This window comes from Ruegeria sp. YTSC325 (assembly GCF_059609525.1).
In genome coordinates this window covers 122643-149251 of the sequence record NZ_JBXWLY010000007.1, presented here as the reverse complement: position 1 = coordinate 149251, position 26609 = coordinate 122643, and the positions used below count along the sequence as shown (strand labels likewise).

Here is a 26609-nt window from a genome sequence, read left to right as displayed (position 1 = left end):
AGACATGGCAACCGAAATTCTCATGCCCGCCCTTTCGCCCACAATGGAAGAGGGTACGCTGGCCAAATGGCTGGTCAAAGAAGGCGACACCGTATCATCCGGCGATATCATGGCCGAGATCGAAACCGACAAGGCGACGATGGAGTTTGAGGCCGTCGACGAAGGCATCGTCGGCAAGATCCTGATCGCTGAAGGCACCGAAGGCGTAAAGGTCAACACGCCTATCGCGGTCCTTGTGGAAGAAGGCGAAGACGCTTCCGCCCTGCCCGCGGCTGCGCCCGCAGCAGCAGCGGTGACCGAGGCCGCCCCTGCGGCGGCCCCGGCCCCCGCTCCCGCCGCCGCACCAGCGGCACCGGTCGTTGACCTGTCGCCCGATTGGCCAGCCGATGCCGAGATGAAGTCCGAAACCGTCCGCGAAGCACTTCGCGATGCGATGGCAGAAGAAATGCGCGGCGACGAAGACGTCTATCTGATGGGCGAAGAAGTCGCCGAATATCAGGGTGCCTACAAAATCTCCCAAGGTCTGCTGGACGAATTCGGCAGCAAGCGCGTCATTGACACCCCCATCACCGAACATGGTTTTGCCGGTATCGCCGTGGGGTCTGCCTTTGGCGGCTTGAAACCAATTGTCGAGTTCATGACCTTCAACTTCGCCATGCAGGCGATTGACCAGATCATCAACTCCGCCGCCAAGACGCTCTATATGTCCGGCGGCCAGATGGGCTGCCCCATCGTATTCCGCGGCCCCAACGGTGCCGCTGCCCGCGTGGCCGCGCAGCACAGCCAAGACTACGCCGCATGGTATATGCAAATCCCCGGCCTGAAAGTCGTCATGCCCTATTCGGCTGCTGATGCCAAAGGTCTTCTGAAATCGGCCATCCGCGACCCCAACCCTGTGATTTTCCTGGAAAACGAAATCCTCTACGGTCGCTCCTTCGACGTGCCTCAAGTGGATGATCTGACCATCCCACTGGGCAAAGCACGCATCTGGCGTGAAGGCTCGGACGTGACCATCGTCAGCTTTGGCATCGGCATGCAATACGCGCTGGAAGCCGCCGACAAGCTGGCCGAAGAAGGTATCAGCGCCGAGGTCATAGATCTGCGCACCATCCGCCCGATGGACACAGGCGCGATCATCAACTCGGTGATGAAAACCAACCGTCTGGTGACGGTCGAGGAAGGCTGGCCGCAAGGCTCGGTCGGTAGTTACATCAGCTCGGTCGTGATGCAGGAAGCGTTCGACTATCTCGACGCTCCGGTCATCAACTGCACCGGTAAGGACGTTCCGATGCCCTATGCTGCGAACCTCGAAAAGCTGGCGCTGATCACCACGGATGAGGTGATCGCGGCCGTCAAACAAGTGACCTACCGGTAAGGAGCGACACAGATGCCCACAGAAATTCTGATGCCCGCCCTGTCGCCGACCATGGAAGAAGGCACACTTGCCAAATGGCTGGTCAAAGAGGGCGACACCGTGTCGTCTGGCGACCTGCTGGCCGAGATTGAAACCGACAAGGCTACGATGGAATTCGAAGCCGTTGACGAAGGCACCATTGGTAAAATCCTGATCCCCGAAGGATCTGAAGGGGTCAAAGTAAACACCGCCATCGCGGTTCTGCTGGAAGATGGCGAAAGCGCTGACGACATCAGCGCAGCACCTGCCGCAGCGCCCGCGGCTGCCCCGACAGTCGCCGCGGGTAACGAGGCCGCCCCAGCGGCGTCCGAGGCACCCGCCCCTGCCCCGGCTGCTCCGGTCAAGGCCGATGGCGGTCGTATCTTTGCCTCGCCTCTGGCCCGCCGGATTGCCGCGCAAAAGGGTCTTGATCTGGCGCAGATCACCGGCTCGGGTCCGCATGGACGTATCGTCAAAGCAGATGTGGAAGGCGCAACGGCGACGGCCCCAACGGCAGCGCCCTCAGCTGCAGCAGCGGCTCCGGCGGCGGCAGCTCCGGCTGGCCCGTCGGCAGATGCCGTAGCCAAGATGTACGAAGGCCGCGACTACGAGGAAATCAAGCTCGACGGCATGCGCAAAACTATTGCTGCACGCCTGTCCGAGGCCAAGCAGACGATCCCGCATTTCTATTTGCGTCGCGATATCAAACTGGACGCGCTTCTCAAATTCCGTAGCCAGTTGAACAAACAGCTGGAAGGTCGGGGCGTCAAGCTCAGCGTCAATGACTTCATCATCAAAGCCGTCGCCAACGCGCTGCAACAGGTTCCGGCCTGTAACGCGGTATGGGCCGGTGATCGGGTGCTGCAACTGAAACCCTCGGACGTGGCCGTCGCTGTCGCGATCGAGGGCGGGCTGTTCACCCCGGTTCTGCAGGACGCCGACACCAAATCGCTGTCGGCGCTATCGACCGAGATGAAAGATCTGGCCGGTCGCGCGCGCGAACGCAAGCTGGCGCCTCATGAATATCAAGGTGGCACCTTTGCGATCTCGAACCTGGGTATGTTCGGCATCGACAATTTTGACGCCATTGTGAACCCGCCTCACGCCGGAATTCTGGCTGTGGGCTCGGGCGTCAAAAAACCGGTTGTCGGAGACGACGGAGAGCTGACCGTAGCAACCGTTATGTCCGTCACCATGTCAGTGGATCACCGGGTTATCGACGGTGCGCTTGGGGCTGAATTGTTGCAGGCCATCGTGGAAAACCTTGAAAATCCTATGGTTATGCTGGCTTGATTCCCGCAAACTTGCAGAGGCCGCGTCGGGCAACCCCGGCGCGGTTTTTCATGGCCTGACGGGATGTGAGCCGACGTGATCAGGCGTACTATTGCTCGGGGACCTGTGGGGCTCCAGATTGGTGGCACGACATTCAAGGACGCACAGGTGCCATATGACCATCACTCAAATTACACGCACATTTCTGGTTCTTCTGATGCTGGCGGCGCTTGCCCCTGCGGACGCCTACGCCAAACCAAACAGCTATCCAGGAGAGAACTCGAAGTTCAATTCCAAGAGTGCGGTTGGCAAATGGGAGGCCGAACGTGCCAAACGCATTGAGGATCGTAAAAAGCGCAGGGAAGAACGTCGTCTCAAGCGGTTGAACGAAAAGAACAACCGCTCGAACTAAGACTGTTTACTGGTTTTTACCCAGCATGTGGTCCATTGAGATCGAGGGCTGATCGCACCCGGCCTCGCCCACGATCTTGGCAGGAATACCCGCAACGGTTTTGCAGGGGGGGACCTCCTGCAGAACAACCGAACCGGCCGCTATGCGGCTGCAATGGCCGACTTCGATATTCCCAAGCACCTTGGCACCCGCACCAATCAGAACTCCGTTCCCGATCTTAGGGTGACGCTGTTCCTCTTCTTTGCCGGTTCCGCCCAGCGTCACCGAGTGCAACATCGAGACGTTGTCGCCCACCACGGCAGTTTCACCGATCACTATGGAATGCGCATGGTCGATCATGATCCCCTTGCCAATCTTCGCTGCAGGGTGAATGTCGATGCCAAAAATCTCAGATGAACGCATCTGGAAGAAGTAAGCCAGGTCATAACGACCCTTACGCCAAAGCCAATGCGCCACACGATAGGCCTGCATCGCCTGATAACCCTTGAAATAAAGAATTGGCTGCAGCAACCGGTGGCAGGCCGGATCACGTTCATATACGGCCATCAGGTCTGCGCGCGCGGCTTCGATCAGTGATGGGTCGTCGGCATAAGCCTCGTCCACGATTTCACGCAGAACCATCATCGACATCTCGTTCGAGCACAGCTTGGCGGAAACACGATATGACAACGCCCGCTCAAGACTTTTGTGATGAAGGACACAAGCATGGACAAGCCCGCCCATCAGCGGTTCATTCTCCACGGCCGCCTGAGCTTCGGTCGTGATACGATCCCAAACGGGATCGACGGGGGTCACGTGACTGCGCTTTTCCAACATGGCTTTTCATCCTTTGCTGCGCCTAAGATGCCATTTAGTGGTAAAAACGCCAAACGCAAACCCGTGATCCGCACGATAACGAAAATGAATGACTCGGAACTGGCACATTTTAGCGCTTTGATCCTCGCTCGTCTGGACGAGTTGGCAGACAGCACTGCATCGGGCAAAAGCGCGCAGGCTGTGGTTGAGTTGGATCAGCAGGCTGTTGGCCGCCTTAGCCGGATGGACGCGTTGCAAAACCAGGCTATGGCCAAAGCACATCAAGCCAGTCGCGATCTGGAACGGCGCAGACTGACCGCCGCCCTGAACCGGATTCGGGACGGCGAGTATGGTTTCTGCGAAGATTGCGGAGAAGAGATTCCTGCAGGTCGGCTAAAACTGGATCTGGCGGCCACAAAATGCGTCAGCTGCGCGTCTGGCTAAGATGAAGCCGTACCAGACTGTTCAAAACCATCGCGAAACACTGACAGTATTGTAGATCGTCAAAACTGGGTTCAACGTCCAAGGGACGGATACATGCTGCGGTTGCCAGCAATCCATTGCTGAATACCGGATGAAGATGACCGGTTCGACGCATGTACCGATCTGCCAACTCGGCCTCGGTAAGCATGCGCGCCGCAGCACTTACATCTCTGTGAAGAGCCGGACGTATGACTTAGCTTACGTCAAGGCTGACAGGTAGACCCGGACCATAACTGGCCGAGACCTGCGCAACCTGCACGGTGTATCCTGCGCTTACACCGTCGGCTGATTTCATTGCGGCCGTGTATATCCAACTTGGATTGGCTGAGATCAGTTCGCGCACCAACTCGCCTTCGGCGCGCACTTGCACCAGATAGGATTCCGTTTCTTCGCCTAATGGCACGTCGATACCCGACCAATCATCACCGTCGATGCGCGTGCGACGTATCCACGACAGCTGATCGTCACTCGCAGATTTGGCAACACGCAGGTGGGATGGCGCATAAGGGCGTAGACCATTGCCGTTGAATGCCTCGACCCTATGTACAAAGGACGGATCGTCATAACTGCGCGCCGCAGGGCCTATCCGGTAGTGCTTGGCGACACGGCGCTCAGACCTCAGCAGGTTGGTTTGATACACCCGTTGGTCCAAAAGCACAAAAGTCGAGCCTTCAGGCCATACCTCCGGGATTTTGGCGTCTGTCCCCAGTTGTCCGCGAAGACGGCCTGACAGAGTGTATACACCGCGTTCTTGCAGAGTGGCGCGTTCAAACTGAAAGAGTTCCCAGTTATCCGGTGATCCATCGCCGATTGCCGCAAGGTTTGCGCCGTTCAGCAACGCGTCGCGCGGTCGGGATTCCAGAACACCCGTAATCAGTTCGACAGTCAGGGGTGCCCCCTCATCCCACAGCCCGGCACCTGCCCGGCGCATCGGCGACTGCGTGAATCCGACAACAGCTTGCCCGCTGACCACCTCTTGCAAAGCATAGTCCTCATCAGTCGCAGAGGAGTAGACCGCTGCACTTCCCGGCCATGGATCAGCCGAGATCGCCAGATAAGGTGCGTGGGGCACCTCGGATCCTGTGATAAGCGGCAAGTCCAAGAAAACTGGAAATACGGGGACTGGTGCCACAAACGGGTTTTCCGAGACGTCGTCGTCTGGCAAATCGGAAGGCGTATAAACACCCGGTTCAACGCGAACAGCGTCAGCCATCTGCATTTCGGCCTGTTCGAGCCGGTCGATACGATACCGCGCGCCCTGTTCGCCGGACAGGGTGATGATATCACCCGCACCGACATTCAGCATCGAAGGCGGCAATGCAAACCGGACGCTCTCTCGCGACACGCGGGATTCGCTCAGCCACCGCTCGGCGGTTTGACGGCCTTCGGCGCGTGTCATCGACAACGGCATCTCATTGACGGAAACCGAATGGGTACTGGTATCCGGCAAAACGGCCTCTTCCGAGACGATATCATGATCCGCATCAGACTGGACAAATCGAAGTCGGACACGACCGGTCATCTCCGCCTCGGCTTCGCGGCGATGTTCGATGGTGCCATCGATCTCAGAACTGGTTGCAAGCAGGTCGCTATCAAGCTGAACCGGAGCCCGCCCGTTACGCATCTGAAAACGCAACACACCGTCGCGTTCGATAGCGTCAAAGCCATACCGAAGCATCAGTGGCTGCAACGCGGCGCGCCCGTCCGAAACCTGTTCGATCACGTATCCACGCACGATCCCGTGCAACTCCGTGGTGTCGATATCCGTGACGCCCGCGCCATGACAGATCTCGGCGACCACAGAGGCCAAAGTTCGCGATCCCGAGCGCCCATTCAGCCAATGGCCGCGGGCATAGTTTTCGCCATCGCTCCATTGACTGCGCTGGTTCGGAAAGGCGGGAAATGGGCGCGCGTCCCAGGCCCAGACATAGGCATTGGACATGTCCACCATCGGGCCGCCATACACGTCTGAGATCGGGTTGATCTTTGGGTCGGACCAATACCCCAGAACCGCTCGTAGGTATTGAACTTGCATAAAATCGTCACGCTGGCCGTTGGAATACACGGGCAAGCTCGACTCCGACGACTTTGGGTCCAGAAATTTGTTCGGCTGGTTTGTTCCTTTGTCTATCGCGGCACAACCCAATTCATCCACCCAGGCCGCATCGAATTGCGGGCCACGCAGCCCCTCGGGATCATGCGCCGAAAACGCCTGCGCCTCGGCCCCGTTGGGCCAGATCAGCTTGCGTTCCGATGCCTTCCAGACCGGCCGGCGGTCCGGGGGCGAGCATTGCAATATGCCGCTGTCGCCAAAAATCATCACGTCGCGCACCTGATCGAAGGTCTCACCCACCAGCGCCACCCGGCTAGCCTCACCGCGATCCAGCGGCTTGGGCCCTTCGACCATCGACCGCACCCATTCGGACCCTGCGCGCGTCTTGCCTGCGCCGCGCCCGCCCATGATCACCCAGGACCGCCAGTCGCCCTCGGGCGGCAGCTGGTGCGGCAGCGCCCAGAACTCGAAGAGGAAAGGGAGGGCACACAGCCCCCCCTCCCCGATGTCACTCAGAAACCTGTCCCGCACCGCAGCATCGGCGGAGGCGAGCCAGCCTGCACCCGATTTCAAATCGAGCGCGCTCAAGGTCGAGCGCATATCCCCCTTGGGCAATTCCGGCTTGTCTGTGATGTTGTTCGACAAAGCTTGTCTCCACTTTCTGACAACTTCGGATCAGCCCCTCTAACTGACCCAGTTGCTTGCCTGCTCCGGCAAAGTCTGCATCCTCCCCGGCGTCGATCTGCCTGCGCAGTTCTTCCGCTGCTTGGCGCAGATCGCGAATGGATCGCTCGAGCGACTGCAACAAGTCAGCCGTCTGGGAAATCCGCTCTTCCGGGGTAATCAAAGTCATGTGTGCCTGTGACCTCATGCGTGAGTTTTCTCCGCACGATAGAAACAAAAAACGGCCACCGGGGTTAACCCGGGGCCGTCGCCCATTTCTCCTAGCATGACACAAAACTACGGCATAAAGCGCGCAAAGTCAATATGTTGCGCAACACCCATGCAACGGGAACCGCACTGCCTGTTAAGACTGTTGGCGTCTGATCTGTCTACCCACCGATAACTCGCTCAGCCCCGAGCGATCTCCAGCACAGCGGCACTCACAATCAGTACCGCCCCCGCGGCCTCGCGCAGCCCAAAGGGCTCGCCCGAAAACACAGCAGCCGAAATTAGGCCGACCACAACCTCGCTCATCAATAACAACCCCACCCGAGCCGGTGTCAGTAAAGTCGCGGGCCAGATCGTCAGAAAGATCATCGGCAGAGTGTACAGCACCGACAGCATCGCAATGGGCAGCACACCGACAACAATCGCGCTTTGCTGTTGCAAGCCGCCTGCGCTGAACACCAGGCTGATCAGCGACAGCAGCAGAGCCCCGGCAATAAACGCAAAAACCTGCCCCGGAACCGAAATGCCCGAGGAGCGATACAAACCCAGCGTGCCCACCGCCCAAGCCATGCCGGACACCAGCGCCGCCCAATCTCCGACATTGCTGGGCCAAGGGATGCCGTGGCCGCTGCCAAGGACGATCGCCATGCCTCCAAGGCCACATATCAACCCCAAAACGCGGGCTCTGGTCAGACGCTCGCCAAGAAAAACCCGGCCTAAGATCGTGCCCCAAACCGGCGTCAGGTAGAACAACAGGATGGCTCGAACGACATCCGTGTAGACCAGACTGATCGTGAACAGACCAAAGGCCGCACCGGTAAACATGCCGCTGAACATCAAATCCTGCCAGCGCCGTGCCAGATCGTGCCTGTCGCGCCACAAAAGCGGCAAAAGGCCAAGCAGCGCGACCGAATACATCACAATCCCCGGCCAAGCCCCGTCCAGCCCCTGATCCACGAAGTAGCGGACAGGGATCCAGTACAGCCCCCACATCATACCGCCCAGAACCAGGGCACCGCTGGCGAGTTTCAGGCTATCGCCCTGCTGTGCACTTCCTTTCATTCCCTACCCCAAACTTCGCCCCGTAGTGTTACGAAGCGCTAAACCGCCACTCGGAAATCGATGGCTCAAACTGATTGAGAACGCCAGCAGAATTTAGAACTCCGACCGCCAGTCCATCAGACAAATACTTGACAATGCCCGCGCCAACCCTCATGTGCACGCCATCAGCGCCGCCGCGTGAGCATTCGGGCCTTAGCCCCACCGGCGCACCATATCTCTCCTGGTTCCCCTTCACGCAGGGTTCTTGATGCGACGACCGGACGGTGCAGGATACGCCTGTGCGTCCCGAGGTCTCGCTAAACCCTGCCTGTCGCGCTTTTGCGCGGCAATAAGCATCCGCGCTCAAAGTTGCGGATATTAAAGGATTATTACGTGTTCGACTTCGACATGCTGGGCCTGGCTCCGGCTTTGAACGACGCCCTGAAACGGGCGAACTTTACCCAACCCACGCCGATCCAAAACCAGGCCATCCCGATGGCGCTGAATGGACATGACATTCTTGGTCTGGCCCAGACTGGCACCGGCAAAACGCTGGCTTTTGGCCTACCGCTGATTGATCACCTGCTTGCGCAACCGGCCAAACCTGCACCCAAGACGGTCAAGGCTTTGATCCTTGCTCCGACGCGCGAACTGGTCAACCAGATCGCGGACAGCCTGCGTACCCTCACGCAAAAGACAAAACTACGCGTCGCCACCGTTGTCGGTGGCCAATCCATCGGTAAGCAGATTTCCTTCCTATCGCGCGGCACCGATATTCTGGTCGCCACCCCCGGTCGTTTGATAGACCTGATGGAGCGCGGAGCCGTCGACCTTGGTTCAGTGCGCCATCTGGTGCTGGACGAGGCCGACCAGATGCTGGACATGGGCTTTATCCATGCGCTCCGAAAAATCGCACCCGCATTGGGCACGCCGCGCCAGACGATGCTGTTCTCGGCCACCATGCCGAAACAGATGGAAGAGCTGAGCCAATCTTACCTCACCAACCCGCAGCGCATTCAGGTGTCGCCCCCGGGTAAAGCAGCGGACAAGATCACTCAGTCCGTTCACTTCCTGTCGCGGGCGGATAAGCCTCGCAAGCTGCGTGAAATCCTCTCCGCCGATATGGACGCTCTGACGTTGGTCTTCTCGCGCACCAAACACGGGGCCGAGCGGCTGATGAAAGACCTCGTCAAAGACGGGTTCAACGCGGCTTCAATCCACGGCAACAAAAGCCAAGGTCAGCGCGACCGGGCCATCAAAGCCTTCCGCGCTCGCGAGGTCAATGTGCTGGTCGCAACCGACGTTGCTGCGCGTGGCATCGACATTCCAGGCGTCGCTTACGTGATCAACTATGACCTGCCCGAAGTGCCTGACAATTATGTCCACCGCATTGGCCGCACGGCCCGCGCAGGGCGCGAGGGCGAGGGCATCGCTTTCTGCGCCCCGGATGAGTTGGACCAGCTGAAGCAAATACAAAAGCTGATGAAAATCGACATTCCGGTCGCCAGCGGAACTATGCCTGAATTCGCCGAGCCCAAGAAGCCTCGCAAACAGGGCGGCTTCCGGGCGCGTAAGCCACAAGGGGCCAAGTCCGGGCCCAAACCCGCCGCCTCTAAAAGGCGCCGCCCACGCAGGCGTCCAGCAGCATAATAAAAAAGGGCCGCGTTTCGGCAAGCCACTATAGGTAAATGTTGACGATCTATCGACCAGCAGCTAACCTGCTGGTCGTTTTCGTTTAGAAATAAGAGCTTGTGACGTGCTGGAACCCAAGAAGGCTTCGCAAAAATCTGCGAACAAAATGAGAACTCGGCTTCCTCGCCTACCTGGAGGTTTCTCAGTCAATTTTTGCCGCAATCCACTTTGTGACCTTTACGGCGTGTTACCTGACCCACGAGATGGGCGCGGCCGACCAGCTAACCCTGGTTCGAACTTGGCGCGGGGCAAGGTCTCCGGGTCTGGAGGTGAGCGCACCTATGTTTGCCCAAGTTGTGGACGGTCTAGCATCCTCAAATCCAACAGGGCATTGGCGGAAGAATACGCAAGGCTCTCCCGCCTGAATAGAAGAACAAAACGTGAAAGTTGTCCGAGTGTTGCATGTATCAATCATGGAGCGACCGTTGGGCTCATGCCGAGCCGGTATCGAAAGTTTGGTAAGACGGCCAAAGGAGATCCAAGATATCAGTGCAAAGCGTGTAAGAAGACCTTTTCGATTGGTCGGTCGACGAGGCGACATAAGCGTAGCGACCTAAATGGTAAAGTCTTTAGATCGCTGGTTAATGGCGTGACGCTTTCAGCTATCTCACGATTGCTCGATACATCACTTCCGGAAGTCTATTCGAAGATCGACTTCATCCACGAGCAATGCCAAGCCTTTGCAGCAGATCGGGAGAAGCGACTGCCCGAAGTATTTGAAGGTGACTGTCCTCACTTCGCCACGGACACACAAATCCTTCAGGTGAACTGGCCCGACAAAGGTATTCGTAAACTGGTAGAAGTGCGCCACATGTGTACCGTCCACAGCGACAGCAAGTATGTCATTGCGTCTACAACAGATGTTGATCCTGACATTCACCCGCTTGCCGTCGAAAAGGCGATGGATATCGTCGGAGACAAAGAAAAGCCTCGTTCTATGCGGGAGAACGCTCGGATTTGGTTTGCCAGTGAGTACATCGAGTACATTTGCAAACGACACGAGGCGACCAATCCAAAATCAAGTAGGTGGCACCGTAACAAAAAACCGAGAGAGCTTGATGACGATATCAGGCTCCTTGAGATGGCCGCTAGGGTTCGACAAGACGCGGCCGAGTTTGCGCATATCATGCTGCTCAAGAAGAAGATCGGTCGGAAGTATCGACTGCTGAACTTTTCAGTCGACCGCGATACGGGTGTCTCTTCAGCCTTTTTGGCAGTGTTCAAAAATGAAGTGCAGAAGAGAGTGGTACGGATTGCAGACGTCACCATGGCAAAGAATGAAAGCCATCCGCGGCGCCTGGGGTTTGTGGCTGATGGTAACAGGGAATTAGAGCGCGTGGAGTATTTGATGCGTCAGGCAGGGTTCTTGCCTGGAGACGGTGATCAGGCTGTCCCCAGACCACAGGACGGCGCCATGGAGTACCTTTTGGAAGCTTCCTTTGGCAATATGGCACGCTCCGATATCAGGGCGCTCCTAATGGATCATACCGGTCAGTCTGAAACGGCCGGCATTCACTATCCGTTCCACTTCGTCAACGAGCCGCATAAGCGGGTGATTTTCCGCACTGACCCAACACGATTAGATTTTGCCCAGATGGCCCAGTTCGCAGTTCGGGCGGGAACACATCCGGTGGACATGTATCACGCTCGGGCACGGACCAAGGTCATGGGATTTGAGCGTGGCTTGTCAACCTCGGGCCGCAAAAGCCTGTGGTACTACAAGCAGTACTACAATCCTGTCATGGTCATGAAGCTGGTGGATATCCTGAGGTTTGCCCATAACTACACCGACCTCATGGTAAAAGAACACAAGAGCCCAGCTATGAAGCTCGGTATTGCGAAAGGCTTTGTGTATGATCGGGATCTCTTCAGTTTTTGAACTCGGTAAGCAAAAAACCCGCCGTTCTTTTTTGCGTTACGCTAAGGCTGCTCTGCGGTACAAAGCTGCCTTTGACCCCGCATTTGACGAAAGCGCCTAAATCGCGTTTCTGAATGTTTCTGTCAATCGCTCGTTAAGCATGTGATGCGGTTTAGCACTTTTGCCATAGTGAAGCTCAGCCAATGCCGCGATGTCATTAAACAGAATGACGGACCCATCGTTGCCATCCGAGATAACAAGCAATTTTTGACAGAAGGCATCTAACCCGATGGCCGGAAAATCTGCCATCGCTACGCCTCCAGGTGCGGGGCCACCAAACAAAAGCAGCACGGCTTCTTCGATTTCGACACCAAGCTCTGCGGCTTCCAAAGCGAAATTGATTTCGCCGAACCAAACTGTGTCACTCTGTGATTTTATGGTCTTGGTCAAACTCGCAACCGCATCTGCTACGTTCAGCTTCGACTGAAACTCAATAATTCCAAAGTTCAAACTTAGGTCGGCGGCAGGAGCAGATTGAGCGGGTAATTCATCCAAAATTCTTGCTTGAAGATCCGCAAAGGCCCCCAAAGCGTTTGTATCTTCTAACCCATGTCGCGCCTTCAGAAATTCAGCATCGGTAAAGGAGACTTGTGCTTCCCCGCCTGCATCGTACGAGAGTACTCGGAAAGGTAAGTCCAAACCTGCCCGAACATTTTCTGAGAGTATCGCAGAGTTGACCGCCGGGTCCGAGTAAATCAGCACTCGGGAGGCGGGCATCTCCACGCCTTCAGCCAGTGCGAGACGAGAATGATCAATTGAGGCTATTGCAGGCAAACCGGCTGCTTCGACCGTCTCCGCCACAAGCGCAAAATTTGAATCGACCTCTTGCTGCACGGTTTGAGTCAGAGCAGCTTCAGCATTCACCACAAAAATGAATAGGGCAGAGAAAACTGTTGAGATTGATCGTCTAAGCATGGCCTCACCTCATTCTGCGTCCGATTTTCCAAAAAGCAAGAGAGCTGCCATGACACCAAATGCAAGTTCGGCCAAAAGGTAGAGCACCAGAACAGTATTGGGCATGCCGTCTACAAGAATGCTCAAAATGCGGCCCGCCGCTAACCCAACCATGAACAGGAACAGAACCCACAGCGCCGCATATTGCAGTTCTGGTTTATTGGCTGCGATGAGCCAAAACGCTGCATTTGCAAGGTAAAGGCCCATTATCGCGCGAAAAACGTGTGTTTGATTAGTACCTTCGACAGGAAAGCCAAGCAGGTATGAAATAGACGCGCTGGGTACGACGCCGTAGGACAAAGCAATTGGAACAAGCCCAAAAGCAGCAAGCAGAAGCAGTAGTCTGGCGGTCATCTTAATTCCTCACAAAAGAAATGGCTTCACCAATCGGCCCGAGTGCATTGAAACTTGGCAAATGGACCACCCGACCCTCAAGGTCGGATGTCCATTGGCATATTGAAGTGAGCGAAACTGGTTGCACAGGTGCCTTTACTGGGAGAGGCCGCCCTCGGTCGAAGTCTGTTCTTCGACATGTTCTTGATTTGAGACAGAAGCGCCACGCGATGGATAGGCCTCAAACGTCGCAAGATGTTCTCGTACCAAGTTGAACGCCGGGCCGAAGGCCCACATTTTTTGCCCCATCCAGCGAACATACATGCCGCTTTCATGAGCCGCCTTCTCATAAGGATCGCGACGCAGGTTGATCAGCAGTGGGGCAGTACGCTCTTCCTTAGCGCCAGCCCATCCGTGGTTTTGCACAACGAAATGCGCTTTCCAGTCCCTATACCGAACTGCTTGCAGATCTGTGCCCTCATAGTAGATGATTTCGTCACGGTTACTCTCATCCGTTTCGCCACTAAGGTAAGGAAGTTGGTTGTAACCATCCAAGTGCACATTGAAGCCTTGGTAACCTTCCAGCAACTCGGCCGGAAGATCATCTGGCCCACCAGCTGCTGCAACAATCGTAGGCATCCAATCCATGCCACTGAAAATTCCGTTCAAAACTTGGCCCTCAGGAATTTTTCCAGGCCAACGAATGATTGCCGGAACTCTGAAACCGCCTTCCCAGGTGGTTCCTTTTTCTCCATAAAAAGGCGTCGTTCCACCATCCGGCCAAGTTATGGTTTCAGGCCCGTTATCAGCGGTGAAGACTACGATGGTGTTGTCTGATACGCCAAGCTCATCAAGATGGTTGAGTACCTTGCCGACATTGTTATCTAACTCTTTCATAACGACATCTTGCAAACCGCGCCCGTCGCCTAACATCGCCTCATATTCTGGGCTGAGATGGGTCCACACATGAGCTCTGGCTGGGGCCATCCACACAAAGAACGGTGTATCCGCTTCGACTGCTCTTGAGATGAAGTCCTTGGTGTGAGCTGTTACTTCGTCATCAAGCGTTTTCTGACGTTCAGGCGGAGCCGGACCATCATCGACAATGCGCTGTTTGCCAACTTTACCAAACCGTGGGTCCACGGTTTCGTCGTCTACGTCTGTCGCAAACGAATGTATGATGTTGCGCGGCCCGTATTGCGCGTCGAATTCCGGGTCATCTGGCCAATCTGGGTCATCGCGGTACTCCATCGCGTTTAGGTGATACAGCCACCCCCAATACTCATCAAAGCCTTTGACGGTTGGGAGGAACTTGTTCAGGTCGCCCAGATGGTTTTTTCCAAACTGGCCCGTGGTATAACCCAGTTCTTTCAAGAACATTGGCAAGGTTGGGTCTTCAGGGTGCAGACCGATGGGACCGCCAGGAAGCCCGACCGTATGCATCCCGGTTCGGATCGGCATTTGGCCGGTAATGAATGCCGATCTACCGGCCGTACAACTCGGCTCGGCGTAATAGTCGGTCAATCTTGCACCGTCGGCTGCCAACTGATCCAAGTTTGGGGTCTCGATGCTCTTTACTCCACCGTGATACGCACCAAGGCTGGCCCAGCCAACATCGTCCGCCATGATGACGAGAATGTTGGGGCGTTCATTGGTATCGGCGAAAGTTGCACTGGCCGTTAGGCCAATTGCAGCAATAAAGGTATACGCAAATTTCATATGGCAGTCCGTTCAGAAAAGTAGTCTATCTCCGGAAATGACCGTAGGCCTTCTGAAATCTGAGTGTCAAATTTTTTTGGTCCACCTATGCTAACGCGTTCAAAATACCCGAAAGTATAGGTGCAATGCGCTAGATAAAGCGCAACTAAAAAAGTCTATCTTTGGTTGGTTGCGGTCTTTTGCTGCACCAAAATCGAACATCCGGAAATTGGCGCCAGTTTTCGAACGTCTCAACCTGAGTACATATGGAAGGAGGCTGAACTCTCAGCCTCCTTCAACATTTACCTATAGGGCCTTGGCGTTTCGGACGCGGCTCTTTTTTAGTTGCCCGAGCTGTTCCTCTGGGCTTCAATCTCGCGCCACTTGGCGACGTTTCGGTTGTGCTCGTCCAGCGTTTCCGCGAAAGCGTGCCCCCCTGTTCCGTCCGCCACGAAGAACACATAGTCTGTCTCCTCCGGTGCCACGGCCGCCTCAAGACTGGCCAACCCCGGATTGGCAATTGGTGTCGGCGGCAAGCCGTCAATCACATAAGTATTCCAAGGGGTTGCCCGACGAAGTTCACTCCTACGCAATCCGCGTCCCAACGTGCCTTGTCCCTTGGTAACGCCATAGATCACCGTCGGGTCGGTTTGCAGCTTCATGCCGCGCTCCAAACGGTTGACGAACACACTGGCCACCTGCCCACGCTCATGTGGAACACCGGTTTCTTTTTCGATGATCGAGGCAAGGATCAGCATTTCTTCGGGGTTCGAGATCGGTAGATCATCTTGACGGCTTTCCCAGATCGCGTTGATCCGAAGTTGCTGCTTGTCCTGCATCCCCTTCAGCACGGCCATCCGATCAGTTCCGCGCGCGATGTCGTAGCTGTCAGGCGCCAACATCCCTTCGGCAGGAATCTCAGTCACTTCGCCGGTCAAGGCGCCAATCTGTTTCAAACCTTCAACCACCTGCCACGAAGTCACGCCCTCGGCAACTGAAACGCGATAGCGCGTGTCCGCATCTTCGCTTTTCTCAGTATACGCGGCGGGCACGTCTTCATCGGTGACGTCAAAAGATGCAATTTCGTCAAAGGCCAGAGTGGCAGGATTCAGTTCACGTACACGGGTCTGGATACGGGTCACACCGATGCGATATTCGATCTCAGACCCGCAGGTACTGGCGCCACTGCTGGTGATTTCGTCGATGATCTGTTCCATCGACGCGCCTTCGCGCACCAGAAAGCTGCCAGCCTTCAACTGCTGGGACCGGTCAGTGTAATCCGCCGCCATACGAAATACCGTGGCACTACTGATTGCACCCTGATCCTGCAAAAGCTGGCTGACCTCGCCCATATTCGATCCGCGTTCGACCCTCAAACAGATCGCCGTTTCCAACGGGCCTTCGCTTTTGTACCGCGACTGCCCCCACAGGATCAGACCACCCATCAAGAACAAGCCGACCACTAGAATGGTCAGCATGTTAGATGCCAGGGCCCGCCACATTTAGCTGACCTTTCCGAAGATCACGCTGGCATTGGTGCCGCCAAAGCCGAAAGAGTTTGAAAGCGCCACATCGATCTTGCGTTCGCGCTTGGCGTTAGGGGCTAGGTCGATCGGAGTTTCAACCGCCGGGTTATCCAAGTTGATCGTCGGAGGCGCAACCTGGTCACGGATTGCGAGGATCGAGAAGATCGCCTCGATCGCGCCCGCAGCACCTAACAAGTGGCCCGTCGCGGATTTTGTCGAGCTCATCGTGGCATTCGCCGCATGATCGCCCAGCAAACGCTCGACCGCGCCCAATTCAATGGTATCCGCCATGGTCGATGTGCCATGCGCGTTGATATAGTCCAGATCCTTGGGCTCAAGGCCCGCGCTGCGCAGCGCGGCCTGCATCGAGCGTTCAGCCCCATCGCCATCTTCGCTAGGCGCGGTGATGTGATAGGCGTCACCAGACATGCCATAGCCCAGAACCTCGGCATAAATCTTTGCACCACGCGCCTTGGCGTGCTCGTATTCCTCCAGGACCACGATCCCAGAGCCTTCACCCATGACAAAACCGTCACGATCAATGTCATACGGACGGCTGGCTTTCTTGGGGTCATCGGCAAATTTAGTGGAAAGCGCCTTGCACGAATTGAAGCCCGCGATGCCGATCTCGCAGATGCAGCCTTCGCCACCGCCAGCAACCATGACATCCGCATCACCTGCACGGATGATGCGGCTTGCATCACCGATGGCATGCGCACCAGTCGAACAGGCCGTTACAACCGAATGGTTTGGCCCCTTAAACCCACGTCGGATCGACACTTGCCCAGAGGCCAGGTTGATCAGTGCACCCGGAATAAAGAATGGTGAGACGCGGCGCGGACCCTTGTCGCGGATCAGATTGGCTGTTTCCGCAATGGACCCAAGACCGCCAATCCCGGAGCCGATCAGGACTCCGGTGCGTAAGCGCGCTTCTTCATCTTCGGGCATCCAACCCGCATCTTCGCAGGCCATATCGGCCGCTGCGATGGAATACAGGATGAAATCCTCGATCTTGCGCTGCTCTTTCGGCGGCATCCAATCGTCAGGGTTAAACGTCCCATTGGTGCCGTCCCCGCGCGGGACTTCGCAGGCGTAGGTCGTTGTGACCCCACTGCCTTCGGCATCAAACTGAGTGATCGGACCAGCGCCGGATTCTCCATCCAGCAGCCGCGACCAGGTTTCCTCGACCCCGCTGGCCAACGGAGTGACCAATCCCAGACCGGTTACAACGACTCTGCGCATGAAGTGCCTCTTGCCTGCTTCGTGTTTAAGAAACGCTCATACCCCGGCCCGGGGTGTGGGGGCAAGAGCAAGGGTACATTCCGCCGGAAAGCTGTTCGCGCCATCTTGGTATCGGCACACTGGCAAACAGCATAAAAGGCGGAAAACCGCCCTTGCTATAGCTTGAAAGGGCGGCGTCCTTGGGTTGGTCTTCGATTATTGGAACTCTGCGACCGGTTCATGCGCAGCGGTCGCAACCTCCAACGCATCGGACAGTTCCAATGTCTTACGGAATAGCGCGCGCCCAACCAGCGCACCCGAGATATTCGGGATGTAGGCCAGCCGTGAGATATCGTCGGCAGAGCGCACCACGCCACTGGCAATAATCGGCGTGCGTGACTTTTCTGCCAACCCGGAAATCAGACCCAGCTGAGCTTCGACATCGTTCATATCGCTATCAATATCGGTCACCAGAATGGCCGCAAAAGGCGTGTCTGCAAATGCTTCGACAAATGCGTCCGGCGTAAAGGCGCTTTGGCTGCGCCACCCCTCTGTCATGACGAAGCCCTGCCAGACATCAACAGCCAGAACGATTTGATCCGGATACAGCTTGGCCAATTCCTTCACCAGATTGGGGTCCCAGGCAGCTAACGTCCCGATGACGATCCGGCCCGCTCCCTTGTCAATCCAGCGTTCGACCTGTTCGCGCGTGCGCATACCGCCAGCCAACTGCACCGGGATTTCGGCTGACCGGATGATCTCTTCGACCAGTTCCGAATTGGTATCACGCCCTTCGATGGCGTCGAAATCCGTCAGGTGCATCCATTCCGCCCCTGCGGCCGCCCAGCTGCGGGCTGTTTCGGCAGGGTTCACATGCCAGATCATAGCTTCGTCCAGACGGCCCTTGTCCAGCGTGACACACCGGCCGTTCTGCAATTCCATAGTGGGGTAAATCCTCATGAGCCTGATCCTCCGCTCAATCCTTTGCACATGAGATCAGCATACACGCAGTACCGGTCCGCGAAATTACCAGTTTCGGCAAACTGCGGACTTTTTGCGGCATCGCAAACCGCACTGTCAGTGCCGCGTCGGAGGACCGTTTCGCCGCAACAGGCACACGCGAGACCCCTGATAATCATCCTCGCGCATTTCGACATATCCCAACCGCGCCGCCAGTTTTTGCGAAGCCAAGTTGTCGGAATTTACCATTGCAACCAATGGACCGGGCATAATCCGGTCGAACCAGTCATGGGCGGCCTGCGCGGCCTCAAGGCCCATGCCCTGCCCTTGGGCTTCTGGGGCAAGCACCCAACCCGCTTCGGGAAAGTCGTCGAAATCCTCGCCCAGCGCGCGATTGCCATAGAAAAACCCGGCCTGTCCGATCATCTGCCGATTCGATTGCTGAATTACAGCCCATTGGCCGAATCCGGCCATCTGCCAATGCCCCGCATTGCGCAAGAACGAATCCCAGGCTTCGCCGCGCGACCGTGGCTTGCCCCCGGTATGCCGCACGACACACGGATTGCGCCAGATCTCGGCGAACCGGTTGAAATCCTCAGGCCGCATGGCGCAGAGCGTCAAGCGTGCCGTGTTTATCATCGGGGTGGATCGTATCATGCCCTGCCCGCTCTGAATTTTTTGCCTCAGTGGAAAGGGTGCGGACGAAAACAACCTCTGACAAGCCCGAATAGCGTCCACGCAACAAAAAACGGCGCCTCCGTTGCCCGGAAGCGCCGCTTTTTAGGATTCTCTAAGGTCTTAGGACGCTTCAGAGATGAATTTGACGGCGTCGCCAAAGGTCTGGATGGTCTCGGCTGCGTCATCGGGGATCTCGATGCCGAACTCTTCTTCGAAGGCCATGACCAGCTCAACAGTGTCCAAGCTGTCTGCGCCCAGATCGTCGATGAAGGAAGCGTTTTCCGCTACTTTATCTTCTTCAACACCCAGGTGCTCAACAACGATCTTCTTAACGCGATCTGCGACGTCGCTCATGTCTATTCCTCATTCCATTTCAGGGCATAGTGCCCGGTTCTGCCCTTGCCCGCTCAGGCTGGCCTTGATGTGCCCGTCTGGGCGGTTTGGGTTCCCGATTGCCGGGAAACTAGAAGGCCGACCCTACGGCCGACCCCCGAATTGATGCGCCGCCTATAGCACAGACAACGCCCAAGGCAAACGCTTTCGCGCCTGCCCCGACAGGTGGTCACAACATGGCCATACCGCCGTTTACATGCAAGGTGGTTCCGGTCACATATCCGGCCTCGGGGCTGGCAAGGTACAGAACTGCCGCGGCAATTTCCGACGCGTCCCCCATACGTCCGGCCGGAACCTGACCCAGGATGCCCGACTTCTGATCGTCAGTCAGCTTGTCGGTCATCGCCGTGGTGATAAAGCCGGGCGCCACCGCATTGGCCGTGATTCCGCGGCTTGCGACCTCGTATGCCAGCGACTTGGTCATCCCGACCATCCCCGCCTTGGACGCGGCATAATTCGCCTGACCGGAGTTGCCCGTCGCGCCCACCACGGACGAGATGTTGATGATCCGGCCCCAACGCGCCTTCATCATGCCGCGCAGCACGCCTTTGCAGAGTTTCGCGGTCGAGGTCATGTTAACGTCGATTACGCTCTGCCATTCGTCATCCGACATGCGCATGAACAAGTTGTCACGCGTGATACCCGCGTTGTTGACCAGAATATCGACCGACCCCATCGCATCCGTCGCCTGCTTTGGCAGGGCGACCACAGCCTCAGGGTCGCTCAGATTACAGGGCAGCACATGGGCACGATCGCCGAGTTCGGCGGCTAGCGCCTCCAGCGGTTCAACACGCGTGCCCGAAAGCGCCACCGTAGCGCCTGCAGCATGCAGAGAGCGCGCGATCTCACCACCGATCCCGCCCGAGGCACCGGTGATCAGTGCGTTCTTACCTGTCAAATCAAACATTCTCTTATCCTTTAGCTACGCGCCACGCGACGCGCGGTATCTTACGATTCGGCCTGGGTCACATTCTGCACGTCATCCGGCGTGCCGACAGCTTTACCCGCGATCGAACGGTCGATTTTGCGGATCATCCCGGACAGAGCTTTCCCTGCCCCGATCTCCCACGTGTCGGTAACGCCCTGCGCGGCCATATACTGCACGCTTTCGCGCCAGCGGACCGAGCCGGTGACCTGCTCGACCAGCAACTGACGGATCAGATCGGGGTCACTGACCGCCTCGGCGCGCACATTGGCAATCAGCGGCACGGCAGGCGATTTGATTTCAACCCCTGCCAAAGCTTCGGCCATCACGTCAGCAGCAGGCTGCATCAAGGCACAATGGAAGGGCGCGCTGACAGGCAGCATGACTGCGCGCTTGGCGCCCTTTTCCTTGGCAATCTCGGCCGCGCGTTCCACAGCAGCCTTCGCGCCCGAGACCACAACCTGTGTCGGGTCATTGTCGTTTGCGGCCTGACAGACTTCACCCTGTGCGGCCTCATCCGCCACGGCGCGCACGGCCTCAAGGTCCAGCCCAAGGATCGCGGCCATCGCACCTTCGCCCACTGGCACGGCGCTTTGCATCGCCTGACCACGGGTGCGCAGAAGACGCGCAGTATCCGCAACCGTCAGCGCACCAGCAGCGGCCAGCGCGGAATATTCCCCCAACGAATGCCCGGCAACAAAGGCTGCATCGGTGATCGAGACGCCCTCGGCCTCCAGCGCCCGCATCGCCGCCATGGACGTGGCCATCAGTGCAGGCTGTGCGTTTTGCGTCAGGGTCAGCTCGGCAATATCACCGTCCCAGATCAGGCTGCTCAACTTTTCTCCCAAGGCTTCGTCCACCTCGTCAAAAACCGCCTGTGCGGCAGGGTAAGCCTCGGCCAGAGCTTTGCCCATTCCGATGGTCTGGGCGCCCTGCCCCGGGAAAACAAATGCGCGTGTCATTGCAACCTCTTGGATGACGTTAGGTTGCGGCGGGGTGTAAACTGTGTGATCGCGCGGCACAAGCATTGCCTGATCTCTGCACAAAGGCACCGTATCTGTGCGCCCTGCGCCCTTGAGTCCTGCCCGCACGGCGATAGGTTGAACCCAACCACCCTTTCGCCGGAGCACCCGATGCCCTCGACCAACACGTTTTCCAGCTATGGCAGCGTCACCAAGACCTTCCACTGGCTGACCGCCCTGCTGATCTTAACCGCCTTTCCGCTGGGCTATTTCGCCAATGATCTGGCACAGGCCATCTATGACCCGAACATCCCGACGACCGAGGATGACATCACCCGCGCGGCGCGCCTGTTCTCACTGCACAAAACGCTGGGCGTGGCGGTCTTTTTCGTAGCCCTCGCGCGCATTCTCTGGGCCCTGACCCAAACCAAACCCGGCCTTTTGAACGCCGACAATAAGCCCGAGGCTTTTGCCGCGGAAACCGTGCATTGGCTGCTATACGGCTCGTTGGTGCTGGCACCGCTGACCGGTTGGATACACCACGCCGCAGCTGAAGGCTTTGCGCCGATCCTTTGGCCGTTTGGTCAAAACCTGCCGCTGGTCCCCAAATCCCAACATCTGGCCGAATTCACCGCCAGCCTGCACTGGCTGTTCGTCTGGACTCTTGGAGGTGCGCTGGTGCTGCATATTGCCGGGGCGCTGAAACACCACGTCATCGACAAAGACAGCACATTGCGGCGTATGTTGCCTGGCTCAGCCCAAGCCCCCGAGCCCCCGGCCCAACACCATTCGAAGACACCCGCGCTTGCCGCGCTCGTCGTCTGGGGTGCGGTTTTGGTCGGCGGCTGGGGCATCGGCGCGTTCAGCCATCACTCTTACGCTCAGGGCGAAGCCACGGCACTGGCCGAAGTCCAATCGGACTGGCAGGTTCAGGAAGGAACTCTGGGCCTTACCATCAACCAGCTGGGTAGCCCAGTCACCGGTAGCTTCCAGGACTGGACGGCCGCCATAGCCTTTGATGAGCCCGCCGAGCCCGGCTTGGCCGGTTCGGTCGAGGTGACGATCTCAATCCCGTCGCTCAGCCTAGGCACGGTCAGTGATCAAGCTATGGGCGCGGATTTTTTCGACGGCGCACAATATCCCACGGCGCTGTTTAAGGCAGATCTATTCAAAACCGAAACCGGGTATGAGGCACGCGGCCCCTTGACCATCCGCGACAAGTCCTTGGACGTTGTGCTGCCGTTCACTCTGGATTTGCAAGGCGACACCGCGACGGTTTCTGGTGAATTAGAGTTGAACCGCATGGATTTCGATGTGGGCACATCGCAACCCACCGAAGCTTCACTGGGCTTCGCAGTCACTGTAAGCGTCGAGCTGACTGCTACGCGCGGTGAATAGCGGCGAACAAACGAAAACCGCCGGGGCAAAAAGCTCCGGCGGTTTCGATTCTAGAATAGTAGCCTTATTTACTCGGCTTTCTGCGCCTCGACCGAGATCTGAACATTAACCTCGTCACCCACGAAGGGTGCGAATTGGCCCAGATCGAAATCGCTGCGGATCAGAGTGGTCGTCGCGTCGAAGCCAGCCCACGGCTTGCCTGCCATCGGATGCTCACCCGCCTGGTTCAGCTTGGCGTCCAGTACGACCGATTTGGTTACACCATTCATTGTCAAATCGCCGGTGATATTGGCGGTGTTCTCGCCTGTCACTTCGATGCTGGTGGACGTGAAGGTGACAAGATCGCCTTCAGCGGCACCGAAAAAATCTTCGGTCATGAAGTGATCTTCGCGCGGTTTCCAGCCCGTGAACATCTCGATAACGGGCATCGAAACCGTCACGCTGGACGCAGCCGGGTTTTCCTTGTCGAACAGGATCTCGCCTTCAAAGCCCGAGAACATGCCATAGGTGGTCGAAAAACCAAGGTGGTTATAGTTGAAAATTACCTGGCTGTGGCTTGGGTCCAGAACGTATTTCTCGGCACTTGCAAACGCCGAAGTCGCCGACACGGCCAGTGCAGCAGCAAGAAGGATGGGTTTCATGACAAACTCCGCAATGTTGTGGATGCAAACCTGTTGGGTTGCTCGGTAACGAAAATGTGCCGCCAAGGGGCGGCACACAAGCTTTATTCGCTCACAACTTCTGTTCCTATATGAACAGAATAAAATTCAGGCGAAGATTGTTACACTTCCACTCAGTTGACCCTTGAGCGCTCGGCTGACATCCGCCGATTGCAACGGCAGCTTCATCAACAAGCTGCCGTCCACGTCGAACAGCTCGACCTGGTCATCACTGAACTTGGCACCGCCCAGCGTGTCATAGCTGCGGCGCAGAACAGTCTGGGGCCGACCGTTTTCGTTCTTTTGCAAAACGCGCACCTCACGGCGGATCGGATCGAAATACGCATCAGGACGGGCATCCATCACCTGAATGGTCAGAAGACTGACACCGACAACAAGAAAGGCAAGCGACGCGGCCAGTTTGATCGGCCAGACTTCGGTAGCCATGGCAGAGCCCGGAGCGAGCCACATTGAAAATGCCATCACAATCAGGAACGCACCAACCATGCGCGCCAGGATCATGCGGACTTTCCAGTTCGGCGCGAACGCGATCAGAACTGGAACGGATTTCTCAAAACTCGCGTTTGACGCGGTCTGTTCGAGTGTATTCGTATTTATCGCGGTCATTTCTCTCACCCTGTTTCTCAGGTTGCCGACTTGGGTCCGGTGTGTCCGGTTATTGTCCCGGTATGAGAGTTAAGATCGAATTGAAAAGCGTCAGGAATTGGGCGTCGCGGTGGAAATAGCACGACTTCACCAAGGCATATGTGACGGGACTTGCCCCGTCGCAATAAACGTGTATACGGGGCCATCCTTCGCTTATCGTATGAATCGCGCAGCCTCTCGTGGCAGGGTCGCGAAGGACCAGATGGCCCCGCCTATGAAATGCGCCTTGATATAAACAGGAGTGCACATGCCACTGTATGAGCATGTAATGATCGCGCGTCAGGATCTGTCCAACGCGCAGGCAGAAAGCCTCGTCGAACACTTCGGCACCGTTCTGGCTGACAACGGCGGCAACGTCGTCGAAAGCGAGTACTGGGGTGTCAAGACGATGGCCTACAAGATCAACAAAAACCGCAAAGGCCACTACGCCTTCCTGAAAACCGACTCGCCTGCTGGCGCGGTTCAGGAAATGGAGCGCCTGATGCGCCTGCACGAAGACGTCATGCGCGTTCTGACCATCAAGGTCGACGAACATGCCGAGGGCCCCTCGGTCCAGATGCAGAAGCGCGACGAGCGCGAAGGCCGCCGCGAGCGCCGTTGATCAACGCCTGACGAAAGGACATTAAACCATGGCCGCAAAACCATTTTTCCGCCGCCGCAAGGTCTGCCCGTTCTCGGGCGACAACGCGCCGAAGATCGACTATAAGGACACCCGTCTGCTGCAGCGCTACATCTCTGAGCGTGGCAAGATCGTACCTTCGCGCATCACCGCCGTTTCGGCGAAAAAGCAGCGTGAACTCGCCCGTGCTATCAAGCGCGCCCGCTTCCTCGCCCTGCTGCCCTACGCCGTGAAGTAAGGAGAGACTGACATGCAAGTTATCCTGCTGGAACGCGTTGCGAAATTGGGTCAGATGGGCGACGTCGTTGACGTCAAGCCTGGCTACGCCCGCAACTTCCTGCTGCCCCAAGGCAAAGCCCTGAGCGCGTCTGAGTCGAACATCGCCTCGTTCGAAGCCCGCAAGGCGCAGCTTGAAGCGCACAACCTGGAAACCAAGAAAGAAGCTGAAGCACTGGCTGAAAAGCTGGACGGTCAGCAGTTCATCGTGATTCGCTCGGCATCGGATGCTGGCGCTCTGTATGGCTCGGTCACTCCGCGTGACGCCGCAGAGGCCGCGACCGAAGCTGGCTTCACCGTCGACAAGAAACAGATCGCCCTGATCGCACCGATCAAGGAACTGGGTCTGCACTCGCTCGCAGTCAAACTGCACCCCGAGGTCGAAGTCGAGATTCAGATGAACGTCGCCCGTTCGGAAGAAGAAGCCGAACTGCAAGCTTCGGGCAAGTCGATCCAGGAACTGGCTGCCGAAGAAGAAGCAGCCGCTGAATTCGAAATCGCCGAGCTGTTCGACGACATCGGTTCGGCCGCGTCGGACGACGATGACCTGGTTGCTGACGAAGCACCAGCTGCGGAAGAAGACGAAGCAAAAGCCTGATCTTCTTCACTGGATTTGAGAAAGGCCGCGTCATCATGCGCGGCCTTTTTTCATTCAAGGTCCCAACGGCATATTTCAGCCGGAATCTTCCGCTACCCTTGCGGACGAAACCAAGTTTCCTAGTATCGCGACAAACGCCGGAGATCTCGATGACCAAAATCATGCGCCGTAATCTGATTGCCCTGTTGCTCGCCGCGCCTCTTGCTGCATGCGGAAGCCCGGACACCCCGACACGTGCCGCATTTGATCCTCCGCTTTATCCCAATGAGACGCCCGAGTTGCGGGCCTCGATCAACAAATGGGCCGATCACTACGAGCTCCCGCGAGAGTTGGTTCACAAGCTCGCCATCCGCGAAAGCACGCACCGGCCGTGGGCGGTGAACCGTCCCTATTACGGACTGTTGCAGATCCTTCCGGCGACAGCCCGGTCCATGGGTTACAGTGGTGACCCACAGGGCCTATTGGACGCCGATACCAATCTGGAATTCGCGGGCAAATACCTACGCGGAGCATGGTTGTTGTCCGACGGCGATCAGCAGCGCGCGATTTTCCTGTATGCCAAAGGCTATTGGCCTGAGGCCAAGGCCCGCGGATTGCTCGTCGAGACTGGGTTGAAACCCGAGTGAGACAACTTGTCCTGCAGTCGGCAACAATCCGCAAAATACCGCTGCAAAAACAGGCCAATTCCTACGTATCTATTGCCATTTCACTGCATTAACACCATGCAAAGCGAACTATTTGCTTGCGTCACATCATCAAGGTGACGCAACGTATGCTTTAATTTGGACAGATA

At 57.1% G+C, this 26609-nt stretch carries 27 protein-coding genes; 11 read left to right on the top strand and 16 right to left on the bottom strand.

Going from position 1 to position 26609, the window contains the following annotated elements; translation table 11 throughout:
• Positions 1-4 precede the first annotated feature (4 nt).
• The 3 genes from AC2FF7_RS12225 to AC2FF7_RS12215 all read left to right on the top strand — a co-directional run bounded on the left by AC2FF7_RS12225 (position 5) and on the right by AC2FF7_RS12215 (position 3077).
• Positions 5-1375 carry a pyruvate dehydrogenase complex E1 component subunit beta gene (locus tag AC2FF7_RS12225; RefSeq protein ID WP_170752604.1) on the top strand — a complete coding sequence of 457 codons (1371 nt, stop codon included), beginning with the start codon at positions 5-7 and terminating at the stop codon, positions 1373-1375.
• A 12-nt stretch (positions 1376-1387) separates the two neighbouring features.
• On the top strand, positions 1388-2686 hold the full coding sequence (locus AC2FF7_RS12220) for a pyruvate dehydrogenase complex dihydrolipoamide acetyltransferase (RefSeq protein ID WP_496905690.1): 1299 nt from the start codon (positions 1388-1390) through the stop codon (positions 2684-2686).
• 154 nt (positions 2687-2840) lie between these two features.
• Positions 2841-3077, top strand: coding sequence for a hypothetical protein (locus AC2FF7_RS12215; RefSeq protein WP_480865783.1), 237 nt, complete (start codon positions 2841-2843; stop codon positions 3075-3077).
• A 6-nt stretch (positions 3078-3083) separates the two neighbouring features.
• Here the strand turns inward: AC2FF7_RS12215 and cysE are convergent, their stop codons facing one another.
• A complete protein-coding gene (gene cysE, locus AC2FF7_RS12210) occupies positions 3084-3893 on the bottom strand; it encodes a serine O-acetyltransferase (RefSeq protein WP_170354513.1) in 810 nt (269 codons plus the stop codon).
• Positions 3894-3977: 84 nt separating this feature from the next.
• Between cysE and AC2FF7_RS12205 the strand changes: the two genes are divergently transcribed.
• Positions 3978-4316, top strand: coding sequence for a TraR/DksA family transcriptional regulator (locus tag AC2FF7_RS12205; RefSeq protein WP_496849008.1), 339 nt, complete (start codon positions 3978-3980; stop codon positions 4314-4316).
• Here the strand turns inward: AC2FF7_RS12205 and AC2FF7_RS12200 are convergent.
• The 3 genes from AC2FF7_RS12200 to AC2FF7_RS12190 form a co-directional block, all read right to left on the bottom strand.
• Positions 4297-4545: a DUF7742 family protein gene (locus AC2FF7_RS12200; protein WP_462362596.1), complete on the bottom strand. Its 249-nt coding sequence runs from the start codon at positions 4543-4545 to the stop codon at positions 4297-4299. The genes AC2FF7_RS12205 and AC2FF7_RS12200 overlap by 20 nt on opposite strands.
• Before the next feature lie 3 nt (positions 4546-4548).
• Positions 4549-6816, bottom strand: a complete 2268-nt coding sequence (locus AC2FF7_RS12195; protein WP_496905710.1) for a phage tail protein — start codon at positions 6814-6816, stop codon at positions 4549-4551.
• Between the two features lie 663 nt (positions 6817-7479).
• A complete protein-coding gene (locus AC2FF7_RS12190) occupies positions 7480-8361 on the bottom strand; it encodes a DMT family transporter (RefSeq protein WP_496848992.1) in 882 nt (293 codons plus the stop codon).
• 372 nt (positions 8362-8733) lie between these two features.
• Between AC2FF7_RS12190 and AC2FF7_RS12185 the strand changes: the two genes are divergently transcribed.
• Entirely contained in the window at positions 8734-9990 is a 1257-nt protein-coding gene (locus AC2FF7_RS12185; protein WP_496905689.1) for a DEAD/DEAH box helicase, read from the top strand.
• Between the two features lie 631 nt (positions 9991-10621).
• Positions 10622-11911: a hypothetical protein gene (locus tag AC2FF7_RS12180; RefSeq protein ID WP_496905688.1), complete on the top strand. Its 1290-nt coding sequence runs from the start codon at positions 10622-10624 to the stop codon at positions 11909-11911.
• A 96-nt stretch (positions 11912-12007) separates the two neighbouring features.
• Here AC2FF7_RS12180 and AC2FF7_RS12175 read toward each other — a convergent pair whose 3' ends face one another.
• The 10 genes from AC2FF7_RS12175 to fabD all read right to left on the bottom strand — a co-directional run bounded on the left by AC2FF7_RS12175 (position 12008) and on the right by fabD (position 21600).
• A complete protein-coding gene (locus AC2FF7_RS12175; RefSeq protein WP_496720793.1) occupies positions 12008-12865 on the bottom strand; it encodes a DUF302 domain-containing protein in 858 nt (285 codons plus the stop codon).
• Between the two features lie 9 nt (positions 12866-12874).
• Positions 12875-13258, bottom strand: coding sequence for a DUF4345 domain-containing protein (locus tag AC2FF7_RS12170; protein ID WP_496720795.1), 384 nt, complete (start codon positions 13256-13258; stop codon positions 12875-12877).
• A 135-nt stretch (positions 13259-13393) separates the two neighbouring features.
• Positions 13394-14956 (bottom strand): arylsulfatase, encoded by a 1563-nt coding sequence (locus tag AC2FF7_RS12165; RefSeq protein WP_496720797.1) that lies wholly within the window; start codon positions 14954-14956, stop codon positions 13394-13396.
• A gap of 320 nt (positions 14957-15276) precedes the next feature.
• Positions 15277-16437: an endolytic transglycosylase MltG gene (gene mltG, locus AC2FF7_RS12160; RefSeq protein ID WP_496905687.1), complete on the bottom strand. Its 1161-nt coding sequence runs from the start codon at positions 16435-16437 to the stop codon at positions 15277-15279.
• Entirely contained in the window at positions 16438-17703 is a 1266-nt protein-coding gene (fabF, locus tag AC2FF7_RS12155; RefSeq protein ID WP_209194334.1) for a beta-ketoacyl-ACP synthase II, read from the bottom strand.
• A gap of 195 nt (positions 17704-17898) precedes the next feature.
• On the bottom strand, positions 17899-18642 hold the full coding sequence (locus tag AC2FF7_RS12150; protein ID WP_170752567.1) for a 1-(5-phosphoribosyl)-5-[(5-phosphoribosylamino)methylideneamino]imidazole-4-carboxamide isomerase: 744 nt from the start codon (positions 18640-18642) through the stop codon (positions 17899-17901).
• A gap of 117 nt (positions 18643-18759) precedes the next feature.
• A complete protein-coding gene (locus AC2FF7_RS12145) occupies positions 18760-19299 on the bottom strand; it encodes a GNAT family N-acetyltransferase (RefSeq protein ID WP_496905686.1) in 540 nt (179 codons plus the stop codon).
• Between the two features lie 141 nt (positions 19300-19440).
• Positions 19441-19674: an acyl carrier protein gene (locus AC2FF7_RS12140; RefSeq protein ID WP_008756330.1), complete on the bottom strand. Its 234-nt coding sequence runs from the start codon at positions 19672-19674 to the stop codon at positions 19441-19443.
• Between the two features lie 208 nt (positions 19675-19882).
• A complete protein-coding gene (gene fabG, locus AC2FF7_RS12135) occupies positions 19883-20620 on the bottom strand; it encodes a 3-oxoacyl-[acyl-carrier-protein] reductase (protein WP_480865793.1) in 738 nt (245 codons plus the stop codon).
• 41 nt (positions 20621-20661) lie between these two features.
• On the bottom strand, positions 20662-21600 hold the full coding sequence (fabD, locus tag AC2FF7_RS12130) for an ACP S-malonyltransferase (RefSeq protein ID WP_496905685.1): 939 nt from the start codon (positions 21598-21600) through the stop codon (positions 20662-20664).
• A gap of 171 nt (positions 21601-21771) precedes the next feature.
• Between fabD and AC2FF7_RS12125 the strand changes: the two genes are divergently transcribed.
• A complete protein-coding gene (locus AC2FF7_RS12125) occupies positions 21772-22998 on the top strand; it encodes a cytochrome b/b6 domain-containing protein (protein WP_480865797.1) in 1227 nt (408 codons plus the stop codon).
• A gap of 68 nt (positions 22999-23066) precedes the next feature.
• Here AC2FF7_RS12125 and AC2FF7_RS12120 read toward each other — a convergent pair whose 3' ends face one another.
• Both AC2FF7_RS12120 and AC2FF7_RS12115 read right to left on the bottom strand, forming a co-directional pair.
• The gene (locus tag AC2FF7_RS12120; RefSeq protein ID WP_170770485.1) at positions 23067-23639 is read right to left on the bottom strand and encodes a YceI family protein; all 573 of its coding nucleotides are present in this window, start codon (positions 23637-23639) and stop codon (positions 23067-23069) included.
• 126 nt (positions 23640-23765) lie between these two features.
• Positions 23766-24284 carry a hypothetical protein gene (locus AC2FF7_RS12115; RefSeq protein WP_170724420.1) on the bottom strand — a complete coding sequence of 173 codons (519 nt, stop codon included), beginning with the start codon at positions 24282-24284 and terminating at the stop codon, positions 23766-23768.
• A gap of 286 nt (positions 24285-24570) precedes the next feature.
• On the opposite strand from AC2FF7_RS12115, the gene rpsF reads away from it, so the two are divergent.
• The 4 genes from rpsF (at position 24571) to AC2FF7_RS12095 (ending at position 26442) form a co-directional block, all read left to right on the top strand.
• Positions 24571-24924 carry a 30S ribosomal protein S6 gene (gene rpsF / locus AC2FF7_RS12110; protein WP_170354526.1) on the top strand — a complete coding sequence of 118 codons (354 nt, stop codon included), beginning with the start codon at positions 24571-24573 and terminating at the stop codon, positions 24922-24924.
• Positions 24925-24952: 28 nt separating this feature from the next.
• Positions 24953-25180, top strand: a complete 228-nt coding sequence (gene rpsR / locus AC2FF7_RS12105; RefSeq protein WP_005982441.1) for a 30S ribosomal protein S18 — start codon at positions 24953-24955, stop codon at positions 25178-25180.
• Positions 25181-25192: 12 nt separating this feature from the next.
• Positions 25193-25816 carry a 50S ribosomal protein L9 gene (rplI, locus tag AC2FF7_RS12100; protein ID WP_170354527.1) on the top strand — a complete coding sequence of 208 codons (624 nt, stop codon included), beginning with the start codon at positions 25193-25195 and terminating at the stop codon, positions 25814-25816.
• 149 nt (positions 25817-25965) lie between these two features.
• Positions 25966-26442, top strand: a complete 477-nt coding sequence (locus AC2FF7_RS12095) for a transglycosylase SLT domain-containing protein (protein ID WP_170354528.1) — start codon at positions 25966-25968, stop codon at positions 26440-26442.
• The last annotated feature ends 167 nt before the right edge of the window (positions 26443-26609 follow it).

Coding starts and splice junctions, on each gene's coding strand:
- AC2FF7_RS12225 (WP_170752604.1), top strand. CDS start 5: ATGGCAACCGAAATTCTCATGCCCGCCCTTTCGCCCACAATGGAAGAG.
- AC2FF7_RS12220 (WP_496905690.1), top strand. CDS start 1,388: ATGCCCACAGAAATTCTGATGCCCGCCCTGTCGCCGACCATGGAAGAA.
- AC2FF7_RS12215 (WP_480865783.1), top strand. CDS start 2,841: ATGACCATCACTCAAATTACACGCACATTTCTGGTTCTTCTGATGCTG.
- cysE (WP_170354513.1), bottom strand. CDS start 3,893: ATGTTGGAAAAGCGCAGTCACGTGACCCCCGTCGATCCCGTTTGGGAT.
- AC2FF7_RS12205 (WP_496849008.1), top strand. CDS start 3,978: ATGAATGACTCGGAACTGGCACATTTTAGCGCTTTGATCCTCGCTCGT.
- AC2FF7_RS12195 (WP_496905710.1), bottom strand. CDS start 6,816: ATGGGCGGGCGCGGCGCAGGCAAGACGCGCGCAGGGTCCGAATGGGTG.
- AC2FF7_RS12190 (WP_496848992.1), bottom strand. CDS start 8,361: ATGAAAGGAAGTGCACAGCAGGGCGATAGCCTGAAACTCGCCAGCGGT.
- AC2FF7_RS12175 (WP_496720793.1), bottom strand. CDS start 12,865: ATGCTTAGACGATCAATCTCAACAGTTTTCTCTGCCCTATTCATTTTT.
- AC2FF7_RS12170 (WP_496720795.1), bottom strand. CDS start 13,258: ATGACCGCCAGACTACTGCTTCTGCTTGCTGCTTTTGGGCTTGTTCCA.
- AC2FF7_RS12165 (WP_496720797.1), bottom strand. CDS start 14,956: ATGAAATTTGCGTATACCTTTATTGCTGCAATTGGCCTAACGGCCAGT.
- mltG (WP_496905687.1), bottom strand. CDS start 16,437: ATGTGGCGGGCCCTGGCATCTAACATGCTGACCATTCTAGTGGTCGGC.
- fabF (WP_209194334.1), bottom strand. CDS start 17,703: ATGCGCAGAGTCGTTGTAACCGGTCTGGGATTGGTCACTCCGTTGGCC.
- AC2FF7_RS12150 (WP_170752567.1), bottom strand. CDS start 18,642: ATGAGGATTTACCCCACTATGGAATTGCAGAACGGCCGGTGTGTCACG.
- AC2FF7_RS12145 (WP_496905686.1), bottom strand. CDS start 19,299: ATGATACGATCCACCCCGATGATAAACACGGCACGCTTGACGCTCTGC.
- AC2FF7_RS12140 (WP_008756330.1), bottom strand. CDS start 19,674: ATGAGCGACGTCGCAGATCGCGTTAAGAAGATCGTTGTTGAGCACCTG.
- fabG (WP_480865793.1), bottom strand. CDS start 20,620: ATGTTTGATTTGACAGGTAAGAACGCACTGATCACCGGTGCCTCGGGC.
- fabD (WP_496905685.1), bottom strand. CDS start 21,600: ATGACACGCGCATTTGTTTTCCCGGGGCAGGGCGCCCAGACCATCGGA.
- AC2FF7_RS12125 (WP_480865797.1), top strand. CDS start 21,772: ATGCCCTCGACCAACACGTTTTCCAGCTATGGCAGCGTCACCAAGACC.
- AC2FF7_RS12120 (WP_170770485.1), bottom strand. CDS start 23,639: ATGAAACCCATCCTTCTTGCTGCTGCACTGGCCGTGTCGGCGACTTCG.
- AC2FF7_RS12115 (WP_170724420.1), bottom strand. CDS start 24,284: ATGACCGCGATAAATACGAATACACTCGAACAGACCGCGTCAAACGCG.
- rpsF (WP_170354526.1), top strand. CDS start 24,571: ATGCCACTGTATGAGCATGTAATGATCGCGCGTCAGGATCTGTCCAAC.
- rpsR (WP_005982441.1), top strand. CDS start 24,953: ATGGCCGCAAAACCATTTTTCCGCCGCCGCAAGGTCTGCCCGTTCTCG.
- rplI (WP_170354527.1), top strand. CDS start 25,193: ATGCAAGTTATCCTGCTGGAACGCGTTGCGAAATTGGGTCAGATGGGC.
- AC2FF7_RS12095 (WP_170354528.1), top strand. CDS start 25,966: ATGACCAAAATCATGCGCCGTAATCTGATTGCCCTGTTGCTCGCCGCG.